We start from the raw sequence: 21,375 nt of genomic DNA, 5'->3' as shown, positions 1-21,375 counted from the left end.
TACGGTCTCCGGTCCCCGAGCGTGTCGAGCGGCACCCATTCCAGAGAGGAATCACCGCATGGATGTGACAGGAGCATCGGCCATCGTCACCGGCGGAGCGTCCGGCCTCGGCTTCGCGACCGCGACCCGACTCGCGGGTGCCGGCGCGCGCGTCGTGCTCGTCGACCTCCCCGGTTCGGCGGGGGAGCAGCGCGCGGCGGAGCTCGGTGGCTTCGCGACCTTCATCGCGGCCGACGTCACCGACGGTGACCAGGTCCAAGCGGCGGTCGGAGCTGCGGTGGAGCGCGGCCCGCTGCGCGTCGTCGTGAACTGTGCCGGCATCGCCCCGCCGGCGAAGGTGCTCGGCCGTGACGGCCCAGCGGACCTCGGCGCGTTCGAGCGGGTGCTGCGCGTCAACGTGCTCGGCACCTTCAACGTGATCCGTCTCGCAGCCGACGCCATGCAGCACAACGAGCCGGACGGAGTCGCAGCCGACGGGCACGGCGATCGAGGCGTCATCGTCAACACCGCGTCGGTCGCGGCGTTCGACGGGCAGATCGGGCAGCCGGCGTACGCCGCGTCGAAGGGCGCGGTGCACGCGATGACGCTGCCCATCGCACGCGAGCTCGCCCGGTACGCGATCCGCGTCGTCACCATCGCACCCGGCATCATGGAGACCCCGATGCTGGCGGGGCTCCCCGAAGCGGCGCAGGCCTCCCTGGGCGAGCAAGTGCCGTACCCGGCGCGACTCGGGCGCCCCGACGAGTACGCGGCCCTCGCCCTCCACATCATCGAGAACGGGTACCTGAACGGCGAGACCATCCGCCTGGACGGCTCGATCCGGATGGCGCCCAAGTGACCCCACCCCCACCCTCGGGGCACGTGCCCGTACTCGGGGCACGCCCTCTGCAGCGTGCCGGCAACCCGGGCACGTGCCCGCTCCCACGAACGACCATCCGATGGAGGAACCTGTGACCGACGACGAGACGATCCTGTTCGAGGTGACGGACGGGCTCGCCCACCTCACCCTCAACCGGCCGGCGAGCCTCAACGCCATCGACCCGGCGGCGGCCCGCCGCTGGCGCGACCTCGCGCGGGAGATCGCCGAGCGCGACGACGTGCGGGCGGTGCTCTTCGACGCGAACGGCCCGGCGTTCTGCGCGGGTGGCGACGTGCTGCAGATGGCGGGCATGGGCGACGGAACAGCGGGCTCCACGGGTGCGTTCGTCGCTGAGCTCGCCGACGTCATCCACGAGGGCCACCGCACCCTCCAGTCGGTGTCGAAGCCGATCGTCGCAGCTGTGCAGGGCGCCGTCGCGGGTGGTGGACTCGGATTCATGCTCGTCGCCGACGTGATCATCGCGTCCGACCGCGCGAAGTTCGTGAGCAAGTACGCCGACATCGGCCTCACTCCGGACTGCGGTGTGAGCACGCTGCTGCCCGAGGCGGTCGGCATGCGCCGCGCGCTCGAGCTGACCCTCAGCCCGCGCATGCTGAGCGCGGCAGAGGCGCTCGACTGGGGCCTCGTGACAGAGGTCGTGGCTCCCGAGCAGCTCGACGCGCGTGCCCGCGAGGTCGCCGCGTTCTGGCTCGGCGGCGCGACTGCCGCGTTCGGTCAGGCACGACGGCTGCTCCGCGAGGGAGTCGGGCGGTCCTACCGGGACGCGCTCGACGACGAGGCGCGGACGATCGGCGCGGCGATCGAGACGCCCGAGTCGGTAGCGCGGATCGCCGCGTTCGCCGCGTCGTCATCGAAGCGCGGCGACGCCCCTCGGCAGGCTCGAGGACCCGACCAGGCTCGGGCAGCGGAGACGGCACACGGAACGGAAACGAAGGAGCAGCACGCATGACGACACTCGCCGGCAAGACCATCCTGATGTCGGGAGGCAGTCGCGGCATCGGTCTCGCGATCGCCCTGCGGGCTGCGGCGGACGGTGCGAACGTCGCCATCCTCGCCAAGACCGACACCCCGGACCCGCGGCTCGAGGGCACGATCCACACCGCGGCGGACGCCATCCGGGCGGCCGGCGGCCAGGCGCTCCCGATCCTCGGCGACGTCCGGAGCGACGACGACATCGCCCGCGCGGTGTTCGAGACAGCCGGCGAGTTCGGCGGGATCGACATCGTCGTGAACAACGCGAGCGTCATCAGCCTCGCCCGCACCCTCGACCTCGACGCGAAGCGCTACGACCTCATGCAGGACGTCAACGTGCGCGGCACCTTCATGCTGTCGCGGGCCGCGATCCCGATCCTGAAGGACGCTGAGAACCCGCACATCCTGTCGCTGTCGCCGCCGCTCAACCTCGACCCGAAGTGGCTCGGCGCCCACACCGGGTACACGCTGGCGAAGTACGGCATGTCGATGGTGACGCTCGGCTTGGCGGCCGAGTTCGCGCGAGACGGCATCGCCGCGAACACGCTGTGGCCCAAGACGACGATCAAGACGGCGGCCGTCGGCAACATCCTCGGCGGCGAAGCGCTGCTGGCGAAGAGCCGGACGCCGGAGATCTACGCGGACGCGGCCTACGAGGTGCTCACTGCGTCGGCTCGCGAACTCACCGGTCGTTCGCTCATCGTGGAGGACGTGCTCGCCGAGGCGGGCGTCACCGACCTCGCGAAGTACTCCCCGGGCGTCGACGAGTCAGAGCTCTTCCCGGACATCTTCCTCTGACGGCGGCGTCTGCCCACTGGGCCAGTGAGCTTGTCGAAGAGCGCTTTCCGGGGGCGGGGGAGGGGGACTTCGACAGCCTCAGTGACCGGGAGCGGGCGCTCACCGAGAACGGTCGTCAGGGGGCTGTCCGCTGATGGCAGAATGCGCCTGCACCCGGCGGGGCGACGCCCGATCTATGGTGAGAGCACACGCCGCCACCATCGGAAGGGACGCCATGTTGTATCGCGAAGCCCTCGGTGCCGTGCTGCGGCGCCGTCGCCTGGAGCAGGGGCGCACCCTCCAGGACGTGGCCACGGCCGCAGCCGTCTCCACGCCATACCTGTCGGAGGTCGAGCGGGGCCGGAAGGACGCGTCGTCGGAGGTCGTCGCGACCATCGCCGATGCACTCCGCACGCGCCTCGACCTGGTGATGTTCGATGTCGCAGACCGCATCGACGCCGCACCGGTCCTCGTCCTGGATCCGCCGCGACGCGCAGACGAGTCCCCGATCCGGGAAGACGACGACACCCACGAGCTCGCCGACGCGACGGTCACCGAGCTCCGTCCCTCGCCGGACGCCCACCTCCAGGCCGCGTAGCGCCGAGCCCCACCGGTTCGCAGTCTGCTGTCGCGCCGACCCGCCCGTCGCCCGTCCCCAACTCAGGACGGTGCCCGCGTGTCGCGGCGTGTCGGGCGGGTCTGTGCGTCGACGCGCCGGGGCCGTCCTGAGTGAGGGGCGGGGAGTGGGCGTCATCTGGTGGCTGTGCGGCGAGTGAGATGCCCGCAGCCCTGTCCCCAACTCAGGAACGTGTCCGCGTGTCGCGGCGTGTCGGGCGGGTCTGTGCGTCGACGCGCCGGGGCCGTCCTGAGATAGGGAAGGGAGTGGTGGGAGGGCTGGAGAGGGTGCGGGGAAGGGTGGCGCGCGGGTGGGCGTCTGACCGGGGCGCCGGGCCGACGTCGATCCGAGGTGCGAGGCGTAGGCTGGAGACGCCCGCGTTCAGGCGCCCACCGGCGTGTGCGGGCGGCACCGCGTGCGTGCCGAGCACTCGAGAGGAAGCCCTGTGATCCAGCACCACCTTCGTGTCCACCGCAGCGACGAACACCTGGCGCGCGAGGGCCAGCTCGCCTGGCAGCTCGCCCGAGTGGCGACCGACCCGGTGGAGGTGGAGCCCGAGGTGGTCGACATGATCATCAACCGCGTCATCGACAACGCCGCGGTCGCAGCAGCCTCCCTCACGCGTCGACCGGTCTCGTCGGCCCGCGCACAGGCACTCAGCCACCCGGTCAGCACGGGCGGCGACGGCGCGACGGTCTTCGGACCCGACTTCACGCGCCGGGTCTCGCCCGAGTGGGCGGCCTGGGCCAACGGTGTCGCCGTCCGCGAGCTCGACTTCCACGACACCTTCCTCGCCGCCGAGTACTCGCACCCGGGCGACAACATCCCGCCGATCGTCGCCGTCGCGCAGCACGTCGGCTCGACGGGTGCAGACGTCGTCCGTGGCATCGCCACCGGGTACGAGATCCAGATCGACCTCGCGAAGGCGATCAGCCTGCATCGGCACAAGATCGACCACGTCGCGCACCTCGGCCCGAGCGCCGCCGCGGGCATCGGCACGCTCCTCGGCCTCGACCAGGAGACGATCGCGCAGGCCATCGCGCAAGCGCTCCACACCACCACCGCCACCCGCCAATCCCGCAAGGGTGAGATCTCCACCTGGAAGGCCCACGCCCCGGCGTTCGCCGGCAAGATGGCGGTTGAGGCCGTCGACCGCGCGATGCGCGGCGAGACCAGCCCATCACCGATCTACGAGGGTGAGGACGGCGTGATCGCATGGCTGCTCGACGGCCCGGACGCGTCCTACGACGTGCCGTTGCCCGGCGCGGGGGAGCCGAAGCGCGCGATCCTCGACTCCTTCACGAAGGAGCACTCGGCCGAGTACCAGGCCCAGGCGTGGATCGACCTCGCGCGGAAACTGCACGGGGAGCACCCTGGGCTGTTCGCTCGTCGACCGGCTCAGGAACGGCCGGTCGACGGTCCCACTGTCGACCGCATCGTGCTGCACACCTCCCACCACACGCACTACGTGATCGGCTCGGGCGCGAACGACCCGCAGAAGTACGACCCCACCGCTTCACGTGAAACTCTCGACCACTCGATTCCGTACATCGTCGCGGTCGCCCTGCAGGACGGCGCGTGGCATCACGTCGACTCGTACAGCCCCGAGCGCGCGGGCCGTCCCGACACGGTCGACCTGTGGCAGCGCATCACCACCGCTGAGGACCCCGAGTGGACGCGCCGCTACCACTCCCTCGACCCGACCGAGCAAGCCTTCGGTGGTCGCATCGAGATCACGCTGAGCGACGGCTCGACCATCGTCGACGAGATCGCGGTCGCCGACGCCCATCCGCTCGGTGCGCGCCCGTTCGCGCGGGCCGATTACGTGCACAAGTTCCGCACGTTGGCCGCCGGGGTGCTCGACGAAGCTGAGATCGAGCGCTTCCTCGCGCTCGCCGAACGGCTCCCTGAGCTCGACGCGGACGAGGTACGGCAGCTCACCATCCAGGCCTCTGCCGGCGTCCTCGCGTCCGCGCCGCACCCGGCGGGCCTCTTCTGATGCCCGCCGCCCGTGCACACCTCCTGCGATCGGAGCTGAACGTGCGACAGCGGCGCGCGCCGGCCGGCGTGGCGGCCGGGGCTGCAGGAGTTGTGCGCAGCTCGATGGGCGGAGGGCGAACGCCCGACGGCGCGTGCACAACTCCTGCACTGCGGCCCGAATCGGCCGCCGTGCGGCTGGAACTCCCTGCTCGACGCCGGAATGCAGGAGTTGTGGACATGACACACGCCGACGGGCCTGTTCTGATGAGAGGATCACGCTGATGCTGTACAGCCAGACGACACCAGCCGAGAAGCGCCGCTTGTTCCGCGAGCGACTCGCCACCGGTGAGCTCCTCCGGTTCCCTGGAGCGTTCAACCCCCTGTCGGCCCGACTCATCGAGCAGAAGGGCTTCGACGGCGTCTACATCTCCGGCGCGGTGCTCTCTGCCGACCTCGGCCTGCCGGACATCGGCCTGACGACGCTCACCGAGGTCGCCGGCCGTGCCAAGCAGATCGCTCGGATGACGGAGCTGCCGGCGATCGTCGACGCCGACACCGGCTTCGGCGAACCGATGAACGTCGCGCGCACGGTGCAGGAGATCGAGGACGCCGGGCTCGCCGGCCTGCACATCGAGGACCAGGTGAACCCGAAGCGCTGCGGGCACCTCGACGGCAAGCAGGTGGTCGACGCCGCGACCGCCCTCGGCCGCATCCGCGCAGCCGTGGACGCCCGCCGCGACCCGAACCTCCTCATCATGGCGCGCACCGACATCGCCGCCGTCGACGGGCTCGGTGCTGCGATCGACCGGGCCAAACAGCTTGTCGATGCCGGGGCGGATGCGATCTTCCCGGAGGCCATGCGTTCGCTCGAGGAGTTCGCCGCGGTGCGTGAAGCGGTCGACGTGCCGATCCTCGCCAACATGACGGAGTTCGGCAAGAGCGAGCTGTTCACCACGCAGCAGCTCGCCGATGTCGGCATCAACCTCGTCATCTGGCCGGTGTCGCTGCTCCGGATGGCGATGGGTGCCGCAGGGCGCGCGCTCGACACCCTGAACGAGGAGGGCTCGCTCACGAGCAGGCTCGGCGAGATGCAGCACCGGGCCGACCTCTACGAACTCATCGACTACGAGGGCTACAACCGCTTCGACACCTCGGTGTTCAACTTCACCGTGGATCGTTAGGCCCCCAGCCCGTGTCACGTGCCCGAATCTGCGTTCCTTCGAGCCGAAACGGCGCAGATCCGGGCGATTCAGCTCGTTCGAAGGCAACCGCAACGCAAAGGAGCAACGCATGACCGATCAGGCCGCCGACATCAAGAAGGGTCTCGCCGGCGTCGTCGTCGACGTGACCGCCGTCTCGAAGGTGAACCCCGAGACGAACTCCCTGCTCTACCGCGGGTACCCGGTGCAGGAGCTCGCCGAGCACTGCTCCTTCGAGCAGGTAGCGTACCTCCTCTGGAACGGTGAGCTGCCCAGTGCCGCCGAGCTCGCCGAGTTCACCGCGCTCGAACGCGGCCAGCGCGCGCTCGACGACAACGTGAAGGCGGCGATCGACCTCCTCCCCACCACGAGCCACCCGATGGACGCGCTGCGCACCGCGGTCAGTGTCATCGGCGCGAACGACCCCACTGCCGAGGACAATGCGCCAGCGGTGAACGCGGTGAAGGCCGCGAGCCTGTACGCGAAGCTGCCCGCCATCGTCGCGTACGACCAGCGCCGCCGCCACGGCCTCGATCTCGTTCCACCACGCGACGACCTCGGCTACAGCGCCAACTTCCTGTTCATGACGTTCGGCGAGGAGGCCGACCCGGTCGTGGTCGACGCCTTCGACGTCTCGATGATCCTGTACGCGGAGCACTCCTTCAATGCCTCCACCTTCACGGCGCGCGTCATCACCTCGACGCTGAGCGACCTGTATTCCGCGGTCGTGGGCGGCATCGGTGCCCTCAAGGGTGCTCTGCACGGCGGTGCGAACGAGGCGGTCATGCACGTCTTCGACGAGATCGGCACCGCAGACCGTGCGAGTGCCTGGCTGGATGCGGCGCTCGCCGAGAAGCGGAAGATCATGGGCTTCGGTCACCGGGTCTACAAGAACGGTGATTCGCGCGTCCCGACGATGCTGAAGTCGTTGGAGAAGCTCGCCGAGCACTACGGCCGTCCCGAGGTACTCGAGCTGTACACGGCACTCGAGGCCGACATGGTGGCCCGCAAGAACATCAAGCCGAACCTCGACTACCCGTCGGGCCCGGCGTACAACCTGATCGGTTTCGACACGGCGACGTTCACGCCGTTGTTCGTCGCTGCCCGTGTGGTGGGGTGGACGGCGCACATCGCCGAGCAGCTTGCGTCGAACGCGTTGATCCGTCCGTTGTCCGAGTACGTGGGGCCCGAGGAGCGTCACGTGCCTCGTTGACGAGGTCGACTGCAGCCGGTCGTCTGTCCTGTCCGTACCAACGCACCTGAGTTCGTGGAGGTGCGCCGGATCGCGGTGACGACGTCCGGCTTCCCCATCCCCGCCCTGTGCCGTGACGGTACAGAGCGGGGATGGTTTGCGTTGCACGCGGATCCATGCTCGTCGCGAAGCGCGGGCGGCAGCGGTGTTCGTCGCCGCTGACACGTCGCTGGCGTCGTCGCTGCCGATGAGCCAGCGCCGTTGAGCATGCACGGCTGTATTTCAAATTTCTCCTTGCCATATCTAAAATATCTGTTAGAGTAATACCGTTCACCCGAACATAACCTTCTCTGCGCGCTCCTCTGCCCGAATGTAGAGCGCACCCGAGCCGCAGTCTTCTTCCCTAGAAAGGACGCTTCCCTCATGAAGCTCAAGAAAGCCCTGACGGCGTTCGGAGCCGTCTCCATTGCAGCCTCCGGGCTCCTCAACACCCCCGCGGCGTTCGCCTCGGCGGGCGACCCCGCCACCGACCCGTCGGTCGAACGCTCGACCGAGCAGGTCGAACTCAACGCTGGTGGATGGTGGCGCGGCAAGCTCGTCACCTTCAGTGAGAAGAACACCCAGAACTTCATGGGTGTCTACGGCCCGAAGATCAACCAGTCCGTCACTGGCACGTACGGGTATGGCCTCGACGCGGCTGTCCGAGATGCAAGCCCGAACTGGGTGTGGCCCGGTGTCGGCGTCACGGGCCCGGTCGTGAACTACGACAACCCGGCATACCCGCTCTGCCTCGAGACCAACACGCAGTGGAGTGTCTGGGCGGCGGAGTGCAAGCCTGGTGCCGCATCGCAGTCGTTCACCATGGCGTGGTTCGACAACTCTTTCACGCAGGGCTACGGACTGAAGGACCACAACGGCAACTTCCTCGACGGCGGGCAGCGGCTGAATCTCACGAACGGCAAGCATGGGGCGGATCAGATCCTGACCGCGAATGCGGTACCCGCTGATGCACCCGACGTGAACCCGGCGAAGCCGACGGCGTCCGTGACTGCTCCTTCCCTGGAGCGGGGTCAGTCGAAGGAGGTCACGGTGACCTTCAATGCGGCTGCTGGTGGCCAGCGTATCGATGTGTATCAGCCCACGGGCACGAAGATCACCTCGACCTCCGACCCGGCGTTCCAGCTGGACGGTTCGGGTATCGGTGGCACGCTGCCGGCTGGTCAGACGACGCTGAAGTTCACGATCACCGCGAACGCTGATGCGGCGTTCGGCACGGTGAACGACGGCAAGGTGACGTATGGCTCGGGCCGTACCAAGATCAGCGATTTCGGTGCAACGATCACGGAGGCTGCCGCCCCGGCGCCGTCGGTTGCCGTGTCGCAGTCGGTCAAGCCGACGCTGGCGAACAACGAGGTCGGCGACGTCACGTTCCCGTTCGTCAACTCGGGTGGGGCCGCGTACGGTGAGGCCGACTTCACCTTCACCGCTCCCGACAACTCCACTTTCACTGAGGCGCTTTACCACTACGAGCTCAATGGTGCGACGGGCACGAAGGTCGCCACGCTGTCGGGCGACAAGAAGACGCTGACGGCGAAGACCGGCGGCTTCAACGTTCCGGCGAACTCGACGTTGAACATCACGGTCAAGATCAAGGCCGACGACAACGCCAGCTCCGGTGAGCAGGCGGGCGGCTCGCTCCGCTTCGATGACGACGTTGTGGTCCCCGCGGGCACGACCGTGCCGATGACCTACACGAAGACGGTCGCCGCAGCCCCGGTCTCGCCCCTTGTGGTGACGTCGCCGGCGGTCGGTGGAGAGGTGTTCACGGGTGCCAACGGCGTCGTGAACCCGACGTTCCGCGGCAAGGCGACGCCCGGTGCCACCATCCAGATCAAGACGGCTTGGGGCGACGATGTCGGCTCCATCCCCGTGGACGCGAACGGCGACTGGTCGATCACCTGGACGAAGGCGCTTCGCGCTGGTGTGTACACCGGTGGGATGACCAACCAGTTCATCGATGGCAAGAGGATCGACGCGGTCGGCTACAACTTCACCGTCAAGGCTCCGTTCACGGCGCCACTGAAGGTGGAGGCTCCGGCAGTGGGCGGCACGTTCGAGGCCGATGCCTCGGGCACGGCGACGCCGGTGTTCTCCGGCACGGCGACCCCGGGTGCCAGGGTCGAGATCAGGACCGCCTGGCAGGATCTCGTGGGTTGGGACACGGCTGACGCGAAGACCGGTGCCTGGAGCATCGCCTGGAACAAGTCGCTCAAGCCGGCCCGATACCTGGGTGGCAACACCATCCAGTCGATCAACGGTGCTGAGCAGAAGGTCGGCTACGACTTCACGGTCACGGCTGCCAAGGCTCCGGTGTCCGTCGCCAGCCCGGCCAACAACGCCACCATCCAGGCCGACCCGATCTCGGGCAAGGCCACTCCGGTCTTCACGGGCACGGGTGCAGCGGGAGCGCGCATCAAGATCGTGACCGCGTACGGCACCAACGTCGGCGAGGGCACCGTGTCGCCTTCCGGTGAGTGGTCGATCCGCTGGGAGATCTCGATCGTGCCGACGGACTACAAGAACGTCCGCACCCTCCAGTACATCGACGGCAAGTTCGACACGGACACCTTCACCAACTTCACCGTCACCAAGTAGCACCACGCAGCGTCACGACCCTGGCGGGTCATGACGCGGCACCACAGCGGCCGTCCATCCACTCGGGTGGGCGGCCGCTCCACTCACTCCACTCCAACACCCCGACGAGGAACACCCATGAAACGCACCATCCCACTGAGTGCCTTCGGCCTCATCGCCGTCGTCGCTGCCGGTGCGCTCAATGTGAGCGCCGCCACCGCCGACGAGTCGGCATCCGGTCTGGATGCCCCTGAATCCGTCGCAGCCGCTGGCGACCGTCTGGCCGGCACCTTCCGCCACACCACTCACTTCGGGCTGGACGGATACCTCTGGGGGAGCCCCGACGAGGCAACCGGCGAAGTGATGTCCGGGCAGATGCCCACGCGCTACTCCTTCCCCGCCGTCGGCAGCACCGGCCCCGTCGTCGACGACGCGACCGGCCTGTGTCTCACCGCCCAGGCGCCGCAGGGCTCCAACCTGAACGCCCTCGTGCTCGGCCTGCAGTGCGAGGCTGGAAGCACGTCGCAGGAATGGAGCTTCGGCGCGATCGACGAGCGGACCTACCTGTACTCCGTTGCCAGCGGTGAGCGGATGTTCAACTACGGTGGCAAGCTCGGCGTCGGGCCGGCGTCCCCGATTCCCGTCGACATGGGCCTCCTCTCCCTCGACGAGCAGTCCGCGAGCATCACCACGCCAATGGTGCACCGTGGAGAGACCGTCGACGTCGAAGCGCAGTTCAGTGCCTCGGAAGGTATCCGCGTCATCGACATCGCTGCACCCGACGGCACGCTCATCGTCGGAGCCAGTGACCCGGCGTTCACGATCACGCAGGGGCGACTGACCGGCCGACTGCCCGCGAACCAGACCACCGTGGCCTTCACGCTCATGGTGCAGAACTTCGCCCCCATCGGTGAGATCACCGGTGGCGACATCGGCATGCGCGTGGGGGCCGAACGGGTGGTCCTCAGCACCTGGTCGGTCGACGTCCTTGCGGACGACGCGCCACTCGTCGTCACGCAGCCCGGCGTCGGAGGCGTTATCGGCATCGATGCCTCCGGCAAGGCCACGCCCGTGTTCTCCGGCACTGCCACACCGGGCGCCGACGTCGAGATCGTGACCCTGTGGGACGACCTCGTCGGCAGCACCGTCGCCGACGAGGACGGTGCATGGGAGATCGAGTGGGACAAGGCGCTCAAGCCCGCGCACTACAGTGGCGGGCGCACCATCCAGTCGATCGACGGCGTCGAGCTCGACCGCGTGAAGTACGACTTCACGGTCACCGCCTCGGACGTCGCGCTCACGAGCCCTGCCAATGCGGGCATCATCCCGGCAGGCCCGGCCGGAGTGGTCGCGCCGACGTTCACCGGCACCGGTGCCGAAGGTGCGCGGATCGACATCTATGGTGCCTGGGGAACCATGCTCGGCACCGGGGTCGTGGTGGACGGCACCTGGAGTATCGAGTGGACGAAGGAGCTGAAGCCGGGCACCTACCGTGGCGGGCTGGTGAAGCAGTACCTCACGGACTCCGGCCTGCACTCCACGGTCGGATACGACTTCACCGTCGTCGCTGCAGACGCTTCGGCGCCCGCCTCCGACTGATCTCCTCCGCGCCGACAGGCCGTTCAGCGCGCGCTGGGCGGCCTGTCCGCACGAGCGCTCGCTGAGAATCCGCTGGCAGGCGTCACGGTCAGGTTTTTGCATGCAACACTCTGATATACTACATACGTCGTCATGAACGACATCACTCAACCCGACACCGAATGGACTCCCGCATGAAGAAACAGCTCACCATGATCGCCGCTGGCGGCGCCCTCCTCCTCACGCTCGCCGGCTGCTCCGCCACCGACGCGGCTGAGAAGCCCACAGCGTCCCCGAGTGCCTCCGCTTCCGCGGGTGCCGAGGTCGAGGAGTACGTCTTCCCCGAGGTCAACGGCGAGTGCGTCGACGGCATCGCCACCATCGCGGACGACGCCTCGAGCTCCATCATCACCGTCGGTGACTGCGAGACCGTCGTCGTGGAGGCGTCCAACAGCAAGGTCATCCTCGGCACCGTGGATCACCTCACCGTCAACTCCTCGATCTCGCTCATCGAGACCACCTCGGTCGGACACATCGTGTTCGGCGGCCAGGGCAACTTCGTCGTCACGCCGGGCGAGCCGGTGCTCGAGGGTGACGTCGAGAACAACACCGTCGGTGCGGAAGCGCCGGCTGCAGAGTAACCCGTCCTGCGACAGCACAGCGGCCCGCGCCTTCCCGCGGGCCGCTGTGCTGCCGTCGGGGGACGCCTGAACGCTCATCGATGTCAGAGGTGGCGACGTAGGGTTGCAGGCATGTCGGCGATCGAGCGATTCCCCTCCCCGCTCTCCGCGCCGACCCTGCCCGCTGAGCGGACGCCGCCCCCTGAATCTGTCGAAGCACTTCGCGCCACCTACCGTCCGTCCGGGCCTCTCGACGTGCACGCCACCCTGTCGCTCATCGCCCGCGGTGGCGACGGTCCCTGCTTCCGGCGCACGCCCGGAGGCGTCTGGGTGACGATGCAGACGCCCCACGGCGGCGCGACCCTCCACGTCTCCACCCTGCGCTCCGGCGAGGTCGACGCGACGGCATGGGGGGCCGGCGCCGAGTGGGCGATCGCCGGCGTGCCCGAACTCCTCGGCCGCGACGACGACTGGACCGACCTCGACGTCTCCCGCAGCCCGCTGCTCACCGAGGTGCTGCGTCGGAACCCCGGCGTCCGGCTGAGTCGCAATCGGCTCGTCTTCGAGATGCTCGTCCCGGCCGTGCTCGAGCAGAAGGTCACCGCGCTCGAGGCGTGGCGCGCCTGGCGGCAGTTGGTCCGTCGTCACGGGCAGAGCGCCCCTGGCCCGGCTCCCGAGGGCATGGTGGTGGCGCCGACGGCCGAGCAATGGCGTCGGGTACCCAGTTGGGAGTGGCATCGGGCTGGCGTCGGGCCGCAGCGGTCGCAGACCGTCGTCCGCTCGTCCCGCAGTGCGAGCGCGATCGAGCGCACGATCGAGGCGGACTCCGCCCAGGCCTCAGCTCGCCTCCAGAGTCTTCCCGGTATCGGTGTCTGGACTGCGGCGGAGATCGCCCTCCGAGCGCACGGCGACCCGGATGCGGTGAGCGTCGGCGACTACCACCTCGCGTCCACGGTGGGGCAGGCGCTCACGGGGGCCCCTGTCGACGACGACGGGATGCTCGAACTCCTCGCCCCCTGGGCGGGTCAGCGTCAGCGCGTGCTGCGACTCATCGCCATCAGCGGCATCAGGAAGCCTCGGCGCGGCCCGAAGATCACCATCCAGGATCATCGCTCCCACTGAGGTGTCGAGGGCTGCACATTGCCCCATCTGCATCGGTGTGGTATTTTAGTTCTGATATATGACAACCTGTGGAGTTCTGGTGTCAGCCCGGTGACACCGAACGGTTTCGTGGCGCATCGAGGCTCCGCGCACTCGAAGGGAACTCCCCACCCATGAAACGTCTGATCGCCTCCCTCGGGGCGGCAGCGGTGCTCTCGACGATCGGCCTGACCGCACCAGCGGCAGCCGAACCGTCCGCCGCACCCGAACCCTCCGCCGGGACTGCTCCGGCGCTCACCGTCGACCGGCCCACGGTCGGCGGCACGGTCGACGCCGACGCCTCCGGCCGCGTCGCGCCCGTCTTCTCCGGCACCGCGACTCCCGGTTCCACCGTTCGCATCGTCACCGCCTGGCAGGACGATGTCGGCAGCACGCAGGCCGCGAACGACGGCAGCTGGAACATCGAATGGGACAAGCAGCTGCTCCCCGCACGCTACGTCGGCGGCAACACCATCGCCTCTGTCGACGGAGTCGAGACCGCCCGTGTGCGCTACGACTTCACCGTCGCGCAGCAGCCCGTCGCACTCACGAGCCCCAAGGTCGGCGACACCCTCGACGCCGCCGGCGAAGCGAGCCTCGCCCCCACGTTCTCCGGCACGGGCGTCAACGGTGCTCGCATCCTGATCGTCGGTGCATGGGGCACCGAGCTCGCTACGACCACCGTCGAGAACGGCACCTGGAGCGCCCCCTGGAACAAGTCGGTCGCTCCCGGCCGTCACGCCGGCGGTCTGGTGAAGCAGTACTTCGGCGACAAGCTGCACAGTACGACGCCGTACGACTTCACGATCGTCCGCGGCGAGAAGCCCGAGCCGGCTCCCGCGCAGCGCGTGGTCGGCTACGTGACGGAGTGGGGCGTCTACGATCGCGATTACCACGTGAAAGACCTCGTGACGAGCGGCTCGGCCGAGAAGCTCACACACATCCTCTACGGCTTCGCGAACACCGCGGGCGGCCAGTGCTCGATGGGTGACGAATACGCGTCGACCCAGAAGACCTACACCGCCGAGGAGAGCGTCGACGGCATCGCGATGGACTGGGCGGACGCGGAGGCCGGCAAGGCCGGGAACTTCGGTCAGCTGCTGCGCCTCAAGGCGATGTACCCGCACCTCAAGGTGCTCTACTCCGTCGGTGGTTGGACCTGGTCCGCCGGGTTCGGTGAGGCCATGAAGGACCCCGCGAAGTTCGCCGAGTCCTGCAAGAAGCTCCTTGACGATGAGCGGTACGCGGGCCTCTTCGACGGCATCGACATCGACTGGGAGTACCCCAACGCCTGTGGTGCCACGTGCGACACCAGCGGTCCGGACTCGTTCGACACGATCATCTCCGCGATCCGCGACGAGTTCGGTCCCGACCGTCTCGTGACCGCTGCGACCACCGCGGACGGTAGCGACGGCGGCAACATCGACAAGGCGAACTACGGCGCGGCCATCGACAAGCTCGACTGGCTCATGCCGATGACGTACGACTACTTCGGCGCGTGGGACGCAACCGGCCCCACGGCTCCGCACTCGCCGCTCAGCTCCTACCCCGGTGTTCCGAAGGAGGGCTTCAACACGCAGGCCGCCTTCGAGAAGATGCGCTCGCAGGGCATCCCCGCCGAGAAGCTGCTGCTCGGCATCGGCTTCTACGGCCGCGGGTGGACGGGCGTGACGCAGAGCGAGCCCGGTGGCTCGGCCACCGGCGCGGCGCTCGGCAAGTACGAGCCCGGTATTCAGGACTACAAGCTCCTGAAGCAGGACTGCCCGGTCACCGGCACGGTCGGTGGCTCCGCCTACGCGCACTGCGGTTCAGACTGGTGGTCGTACGACACCGCGGAGACCATCGCGACCAAGGTCGCATGGGCGCAGTCCCAGGGCATGGGCGGCACGTTCATCTGGGAGCTCTCGGGCGACACGGAGGACGGCGAGCTGATCACGGCCATCGCCGACGCCCAGAGCTGATCCCAGCCGCTGAGGTTCCGGGGTCAGGTTCGGGCCACCCCACGAGGCCGTCCGGTTTCGGCGCAATCGCGCTGGAGCCGGGCGGCCTCGCCGTCCGTGTGGCCGGCGACGAGTCGTCAGTCGTGTTCCAGCACGGCCATCGCCGCATTGTGCCCACCGAGCCCGCTGACGGCTCCGCCGCGCAGAGCGCCGGCCCCGCACAGCAGCACACGTGGGTGGGTCGTCGCGACACCCCACCGCTCGGCGGGGGTCGATCGAGCGGCGTCGTCGTCCTGGAACGGCCAGGACAGCGGACCGTGGAAGATGTTGCCGCCCGGCATGGCGAGTGAGCGTTCGAGGTCGAGCGTCGTCCGCGTCTCAAGGCACGGCCGGCCCTCGGCGTCGAGGAGCAGCAGGTCGTCGATCGGTTCGGCGAGCACGGCGTTGAGCGACGCGAGGACCGCGGCGGTCAGTTCATCTCGGAAGGCGTCGTGGCCGCCGTCGACCTCGTCCGCCGCGAGCGCCAAGCGGTGAGGGACGTGCAGACCGAACACGGTGAGCGTGTGGGCGCCCGCCTCCTGCAGTTCGGGGGAGAGGATGCTCGGGTCGCTCAGCGTGTGGCAGTAGATCTCGAGGGGGAGTGGCACAGGGATCCGCCCCGCCTCTGCCTCGAGGTAGGCGGCGTCGAGCCGTGCCCACCCCTCGTTCACGTGGAAGGTGCCGCCGAACGCGGCCGCGGGGTCCACCGTCGGGTCGAGGAGGCGGGGGAGCCGGCGCACGAGCAGGTTCACCTTCACCTGGGCGCCCTCCGGCGTGGCGTGCTCCGGAGCTGCTGCGCCCGGTGCCGCATCAGCGCCGTCACCACCGAGGCGTGCGCCCTCCGCGAGGAGCCGGTCGAGCACGAGCGGTGCCGCGCCGGAGAGGATCCAGTCACCGGTGGCACTCATCGCCGAGCCGTCCGCCGCGCGGTACTGGACGGTTCCCGCTTCGGCGTCGATGGCAGTGGCCTCGGTGGAGACGCGGACCTCCGCACCGGCCTCACGGGCGACGCGGGCGAGCTCATCGGTGACGGCGCCCATCCCGCCGATCGGGACGTCCCAGTCTCCCGTCCCGCCGCCGATCAGGTGGTAGAGGAAGCAGATGTTCTGCTGCAGGTCCGTGTCTCCCGCACGGGCGAAGGTGCCGATGAGCGCGTCGGTCAGCACGACGCCGCGGACGAGGTCGGACCCGGTCTCCTGTTCGATGAGTTCACCGATGGGTCGCTCGGTCATCGCCGACCACACGTGCTCGGCGTCCGCACGACTCAGGCCGATCGTCGCTGCGGCGTCGATGACGGCGGCACGCATCTCGGACCGGGACCGCAGCGGCTCGGTCATCGTCGGCCAGACGGTGCGGGCCACGAGGTCGATGAGTCGGTGGACCTCGGCCAGTCCAGCCGCGTCCTCCTCGGCCCCGACACTGGCGAGCGACGCCGTGGTCGCTGCGTCGTCGCCGTTGTCGACGAGCAGACCCGTGCCGGGAGCTGCCGGGTCCGGCGTGTAGGAGGAGTAGCGGCGACGCGCCAGGCGGACGTCGAGCCCGAGGTCGTCGATGATGCGTTGGGGAAGCAGACTCACGAGGTACGAGTACCGGGAGAGGCGTGCCTCGACGCCGGGGAACGGGCGCTCCGACACCGCGGCGCCGCCGGTGTGGTCGAGACGTTCGAGCAGGAGCACCCGCCTCCCGGCGCGGGCGAGATAGGCGGCAGCGGTCAGCCCGTTGTGGCCACCGCCGACGATGATCGCGTCGTAGCGTTCCTCCGAGTGCATGCGGAGAGCCTATGGCATCGATCCCCGAGCCCCCCGGTGTCGGCCCCGGGCTCGTCGAGGGGCGGCGCGTTCGCGGCAAGCCCCTTCGACACGCTCAGAGAACGGGGTGCGCCTCGTGGTCCCGGGGTTTGCCTCACGGACCGGGGTGCGCCTGAGGGGCGCGCGGCGGGTGAGCGAATAGTCTGTGAGCATGGCGAACGTAGCGGGCGAGGAGTCCACCGGGACGACCGGGCTCACCGACCGGGCGATCGCGCTCGCCTCCACCTGGGTGCAGGCCGCGGCGAACGAGCCGGCCGACGTCGCGACCGAACGGCTCTCCGGCATCCTGCGCGACCCGGACGGCCTCGGCTTCACCCTCGGCTTCGTCGACGGCGTCCTCCGACCCGAGGACCGCCTCGTCGCGGGAAACACCCTCCACGGACTCGCGCAGCTCGCTCCGGCCTTCCTGCCCTGGTACCAGCGTGCCGCCATCCACGCGGGTGGTGCCATCGGACCGGTGCTGCCGTGGGTCGTCGTGCCCATCGCCCGCCGTGTGCTGCACGACATGGTCGGTCACCTCGTCCTCGACTCCCGACCGAAGCAGCTCGGAGAGCGCATCGCGAGCCTGCGTGAGGACGGTGCCGCCCTCAACCTCGCGCCGCTCGGCGACGCCGTGCTCGGTGCTGCTGAAGCGCAGAAGCGTCTCGCCGCGGTGCGGACACTCATCGAGCGTGCGGACGTCGACCACGTGTCCTTCACGGTCTCGTCGATCGTCGGTCCGAGCTCGTCGTGGTCGTTCGAGCAGACCGTCGCCCGAGCGGTCCGTCGGCTCATGCCGCTGTTCGAGACGGCGCTCGCGAACGGCACGACGATCACCTTCGACCTCGAGCAGTATCGCGACCTCGACCTCACCATTGCGGTGTTCACCTCGCTCCTCGATCAACCGCAGCTGCACGGGTACTCGGCCGGACTCGCGATCCAGACGTCGCTGCCGGACGCGTTGACCGCCGTCATGCAGCTCACCGCGTGGTCGAAGCAGCGGGTCGCCGCGGGTGGCGCGCCGATCACCCTCCGTCTGGTGAAGGGGTCGAACCTCGCGCAGGAACGGGTCGACTCGGCGCTGCGCGGCTGGCCGCTCGCGAGCTACGGCTCCAAGCGCGAGACGGATGCGAACCTCAAGCGGGTGCTGCAGTGGTCGCTCACCCCTGAGCACGCCCGTGTCGTGCGGGTGAGTGTGGCGAGCCACAACCTGTTCGACATCGCCTATGCCTGGCTGCTCGCCGGCGAGCGTGGCGTGCAGGAGGCGCTCACGGTGGAGATGCTCCTCGGCATGGCCACCGGACACGTCGCCGCGGTCAAGAGGGACGTCGGTCAGGTGCTGCTCTACGTGCCGGTCGTCGACCCGAAGGAGCTCGACGTCGCGATCTCCTACCTCGCACGACGGCTCGAAGAGCAGGCGGGGCCCGAGAACTTCCTCTCCGCGGCACACGAACTCGCCGCCAAGCCGTCGCTCTTCACTCGCGAACGGCGACGCTTCGTCGCGTCCGTCCAGTCGCTCGAGGCTTCTGCCGACCAGGTGCCCGAGACGAACCGGACGCAGGATCGTATCGCCGAGGCTGAAGAACCGGTTCGCCTCGAAGCGGACACGCGCTTCCGCGATCCGGCCGACCAGGACGAGCCCGGGCTCACCCATCAGGTCCTCGGCCTCGATCGGGGGTCGAGCGGTGACGGGGTGATCCCCTCGAGCACCGGGTACGTCGAGACGGCGGTGTTCGCGCGCTCGGAGCGGGGCGGCATCGTCAGCGGCGCCGGCGGCTTCACCAACACACCCGACACCGATCCGTCGACCGCGGCGAACCGGAAGTGGGCCGGCGACATCCTGGCGCGGATCCCCGGATCGACCCTTGGTCAGGCGGGCGTGGCGGCCCAGGAGATCAGTGATGCGCGGGTGCTCGACCGCACCGTCGCGATGGTCGCCGCCGCCGGGTCGCGCTGGGGTGCGAAGACCGCCGCGGACCGCTCGGTCGTGCTGCACGCGGTCGGACGGATGCTCGCCTCCCGTCGTGCGCGCCTCATCGAGGTCGTCGCCGCCGAAACCGGGAAGGTCTTCGGCGAGGCGGACACCGAGGTGAGCGAGGCGGTCGACCTCGCCCACTTCGCCGCCGCAGCAGCCCACGAACTCGATCGCGTGCAGGGCGCCCGCTTCGTGCCGGCCCGACTCACCGTCGTGTCCTCGCCCTGGAACTTCCCCGTCTCGATCCCGGCCGGAGGCGTGCTGAACGCGCTGGCCGCCGGGAGCGGCGTCATCCTCACCCCGGACCCGCTCGCCAGGAGGTCCGCGGCCGTGCTGGCCGAGACGCTCTGGGATGCGGGGGTGCCACGAGACCTGCTCGTCGTCGCCGACCTCGCGGACGAGTCCCTGACCAGGCACCTCGTCCGGCACCCGGCCGTCGACCGCGTGCTCCACACCGGCTCGTTCGAGGACGCCGCGCGCTTCCGCGCGTGGCGCCCAGCGCTGCCGATGCACGCCGATGTCGGGGGCCGCAACGCGATCATCGTGATGCCGAGCGCCGACGTCGACCTGGCCGTCGCCGACGTGGTGCGGAGTGCGTTCGGTCACGCCGGACAGAAGCGATCCGCGGCGTCCCTCGTCATCCTCGTCGGATCGATGGGCCGGTCGGAGCGGTTCCGTCGGCAGCTGGTGGACGCCGTCCGCTCGCTCCGGGTCGGGTGGCCGTCGGATGGACGCACCGAGCTCGGGCCCGTCATCGAGCCGGCCGGTCCGCAGCTGCTCGCAGCGCTGACCGAACCACGACTCGGCGAACAGTGGCTCGTGGAGCCGAAACTGCTCGACGACTCATCCGTGAACTTCGGCGAACCGAGCAATCGGCTGTGGTCGCCGGGTGTGCGCACCGGGGTGCAGCCGGGATCGCCGTTCCACCTCACCGAGACGTTCGGTCCGGTGCTCGGACTCATGCAGGTGCAGACGCTCGGCGAGGCGATCGACGCCCAGAACGCTCCCGCCGGTGTCGTGACGGCAGGACTCCACACCCTCGACCCGGTCGACGTCGGCGAATGGATCGACGCCGTTCAGGCCGGGAACCTCGCGGTCAACCGGGCGACCACGGGCGCGATCGTGCAGCGGCAGCCGTTCGGCGGCTGGAAGCGTTCCGCGCTCGGCGGCGGCGCGAAGCTCGGCGGGCCGAACGCCCTCGCCGTGCTCGGCGACTGGTTGCCCGACCAGGGCTCTCAGAGCCGTACGCTGCACCTTCGGGGGCTCGACACGCGCATCGTGAAGCTCATCGAGGCCGCGCAGCCGTCGCTCACCTACGAAGCCTTCGACGTGCTGCGCCGCGCGGCACTCTCCGACGCGGTGGCCTGGGGCAACGAGTTCGGCGAGGTGACGGACGTGTCACAGCTGGGTGTCGAGCGGAATCTGCGGCGGTACCGTCCGGTCGCCGTCGCGGTGCGGGTGGCGGCGGGAGCAGACCTCGGTGACGCGCTCCGCGTGCTCATCGCCGCCGTCCGCTCGCGGTCGCGGTTCACGGTGAGCCTCGGCGGTCGTCTGCCTCGCGAGGTTCGCGACTGGCTGACGCTGCTGGAGGTCCCGGTGGCGCTCGAGACCGATGACCAGTGGTTGGCCCGGATGGGCGCGCGGGGTGCTCTCGACGGGTCCGACGGGTTCAGCGCCGGATCCGGTGGCGGAGTCGACGCGCTCGCGCGAAGTGCTTCGGAGACCGTGTCGCGCGTGCGGATCGTCGGCCGGAGGCGGGAACCCGAGCTCGTCACGGTGCCGGGCGGTGTCGAGGCGCTTCGTCCGGCGCCCGAGCCGCTCGTCGCGCAGCTGGCGGAGGTCCTCGGGGGTGACCCGGAGGTCGCCGTCTACGCGGGCCCGGTGACTCAGGCGGGGCGGGTCGAGCTGTTGCCGTTCCTGCGGGAGCAGTCGATCTCGATCACCACGCACCGCTACGGTCAGCCCGATCCGTGGACCCAGTCCGTCATCTGAGCGGGGCCGGTCCCTGAGGCGTCTCGGTCCTGAGGTGTCCCGGTCCCTGAGCTC

The 21,375-nt window shown here is 69.4% G+C and carries 14 protein-coding genes; 13 read left to right on the top strand and 1 reads right to left on the bottom strand.

What is annotated here, in order from left to right:
* Positions 1-58 precede the first annotated feature (58 nt).
* The 12 genes from KXS11_RS09965 (at position 59) to KXS11_RS09910 (ending at position 15,549) form a co-directional block, all read left to right on the top strand.
* A complete protein-coding gene (locus KXS11_RS09965; protein WP_437385414.1) occupies positions 59-838 on the top strand; it encodes an SDR family NAD(P)-dependent oxidoreductase in 780 nt (259 codons plus the stop codon).
* Between the two features lie 112 nt (positions 839-950).
* Complete coding sequence (locus KXS11_RS09960; protein ID WP_437385413.1) at positions 951-1,829, top strand: enoyl-CoA hydratase/isomerase family protein; 879 nt, start codon at positions 951-953, stop codon at positions 1,827-1,829.
* On the top strand, positions 1,826-2,650 hold the full coding sequence (locus tag KXS11_RS09955; RefSeq protein ID WP_437385412.1) for an SDR family oxidoreductase: 825 nt from the start codon (positions 1,826-1,828) through the stop codon (positions 2,648-2,650). The genes KXS11_RS09960 and KXS11_RS09955 overlap by 4 nt, the downstream gene beginning before the upstream one ends.
* Positions 2,651-2,864: 214 nt before the next feature.
* On the top strand, positions 2,865-3,227 hold the full coding sequence (locus KXS11_RS09950; protein ID WP_437385410.1) for a helix-turn-helix domain-containing protein: 363 nt from the start codon (positions 2,865-2,867) through the stop codon (positions 3,225-3,227).
* 463 nt (positions 3,228-3,690) lie between these two features.
* On the top strand, positions 3,691-5,244 hold the full coding sequence (locus tag KXS11_RS09945; RefSeq protein WP_437385409.1) for an MmgE/PrpD family protein: 1,554 nt from the start codon (positions 3,691-3,693) through the stop codon (positions 5,242-5,244).
* A gap of 262 nt (positions 5,245-5,506) precedes the next feature.
* Entirely contained in the window at positions 5,507-6,406 is a 900-nt protein-coding gene (gene prpB, locus KXS11_RS09940; RefSeq protein ID WP_437385408.1) for a methylisocitrate lyase, read from the top strand.
* Positions 6,407-6,515: 109 nt separating this feature from the next.
* The gene (locus KXS11_RS09935; protein ID WP_437385407.1) at positions 6,516-7,637 is read left to right on the top strand and encodes a bifunctional 2-methylcitrate synthase/citrate synthase; all 1,122 of its coding nucleotides are present in this window, start codon (positions 6,516-6,518) and stop codon (positions 7,635-7,637) included.
* A gap of 402 nt (positions 7,638-8,039) precedes the next feature.
* Positions 8,040-10,271 carry a hypothetical protein gene (locus KXS11_RS09930; protein ID WP_437385406.1) on the top strand — a complete coding sequence of 744 codons (2,232 nt, stop codon included), beginning with the start codon at positions 8,040-8,042 and terminating at the stop codon, positions 10,269-10,271.
* A gap of 117 nt (positions 10,272-10,388) precedes the next feature.
* Positions 10,389-11,849: a hypothetical protein gene (locus KXS11_RS09925; protein WP_437385405.1), complete on the top strand. Its 1,461-nt coding sequence runs from the start codon at positions 10,389-10,391 to the stop codon at positions 11,847-11,849.
* A 173-nt stretch (positions 11,850-12,022) separates the two neighbouring features.
* On the top strand, positions 12,023-12,469 hold the full coding sequence (locus KXS11_RS09920) for a hypothetical protein (RefSeq protein WP_437385404.1): 447 nt from the start codon (positions 12,023-12,025) through the stop codon (positions 12,467-12,469).
* Between the two features lie 111 nt (positions 12,470-12,580).
* Positions 12,581-13,570, top strand: coding sequence for a DNA-3-methyladenine glycosylase family protein (locus KXS11_RS09915; RefSeq protein ID WP_437385403.1), 990 nt, complete (start codon positions 12,581-12,583; stop codon positions 13,568-13,570).
* Positions 13,571-13,722: 152 nt separating this feature from the next.
* Entirely contained in the window at positions 13,723-15,549 is a 1,827-nt protein-coding gene (locus KXS11_RS09910; protein WP_437385402.1) for a glycoside hydrolase family 18 protein, read from the top strand.
* 116 nt (positions 15,550-15,665) lie between these two features.
* Here KXS11_RS09910 and KXS11_RS09905 read toward each other — a convergent pair whose 3' ends face one another.
* A complete protein-coding gene (locus KXS11_RS09905) occupies positions 15,666-17,336 on the bottom strand; it encodes a phytoene desaturase family protein (protein ID WP_437385401.1) in 1,671 nt (556 codons plus the stop codon).
* Between the two features lie 190 nt (positions 17,337-17,526).
* On the opposite strand from KXS11_RS09905, the gene KXS11_RS09900 reads away from it, so the two are divergent.
* On the top strand, positions 17,527-21,321 hold the full coding sequence (locus KXS11_RS09900; protein ID WP_437385400.1) for a proline dehydrogenase family protein: 3,795 nt from the start codon (positions 17,527-17,529) through the stop codon (positions 21,319-21,321).
* Positions 21,322-21,375: the final 54 nt, after the last annotated feature.

This window comes from Plantibacter flavus, from assembly GCF_051487245.1.
Lineage (GTDB): Bacteria > Actinomycetota > Actinomycetes > Actinomycetales > Microbacteriaceae > Plantibacter > Plantibacter flavus_B.
This window is presented reverse-complemented; position numbering and strand designations above follow the sequence as displayed.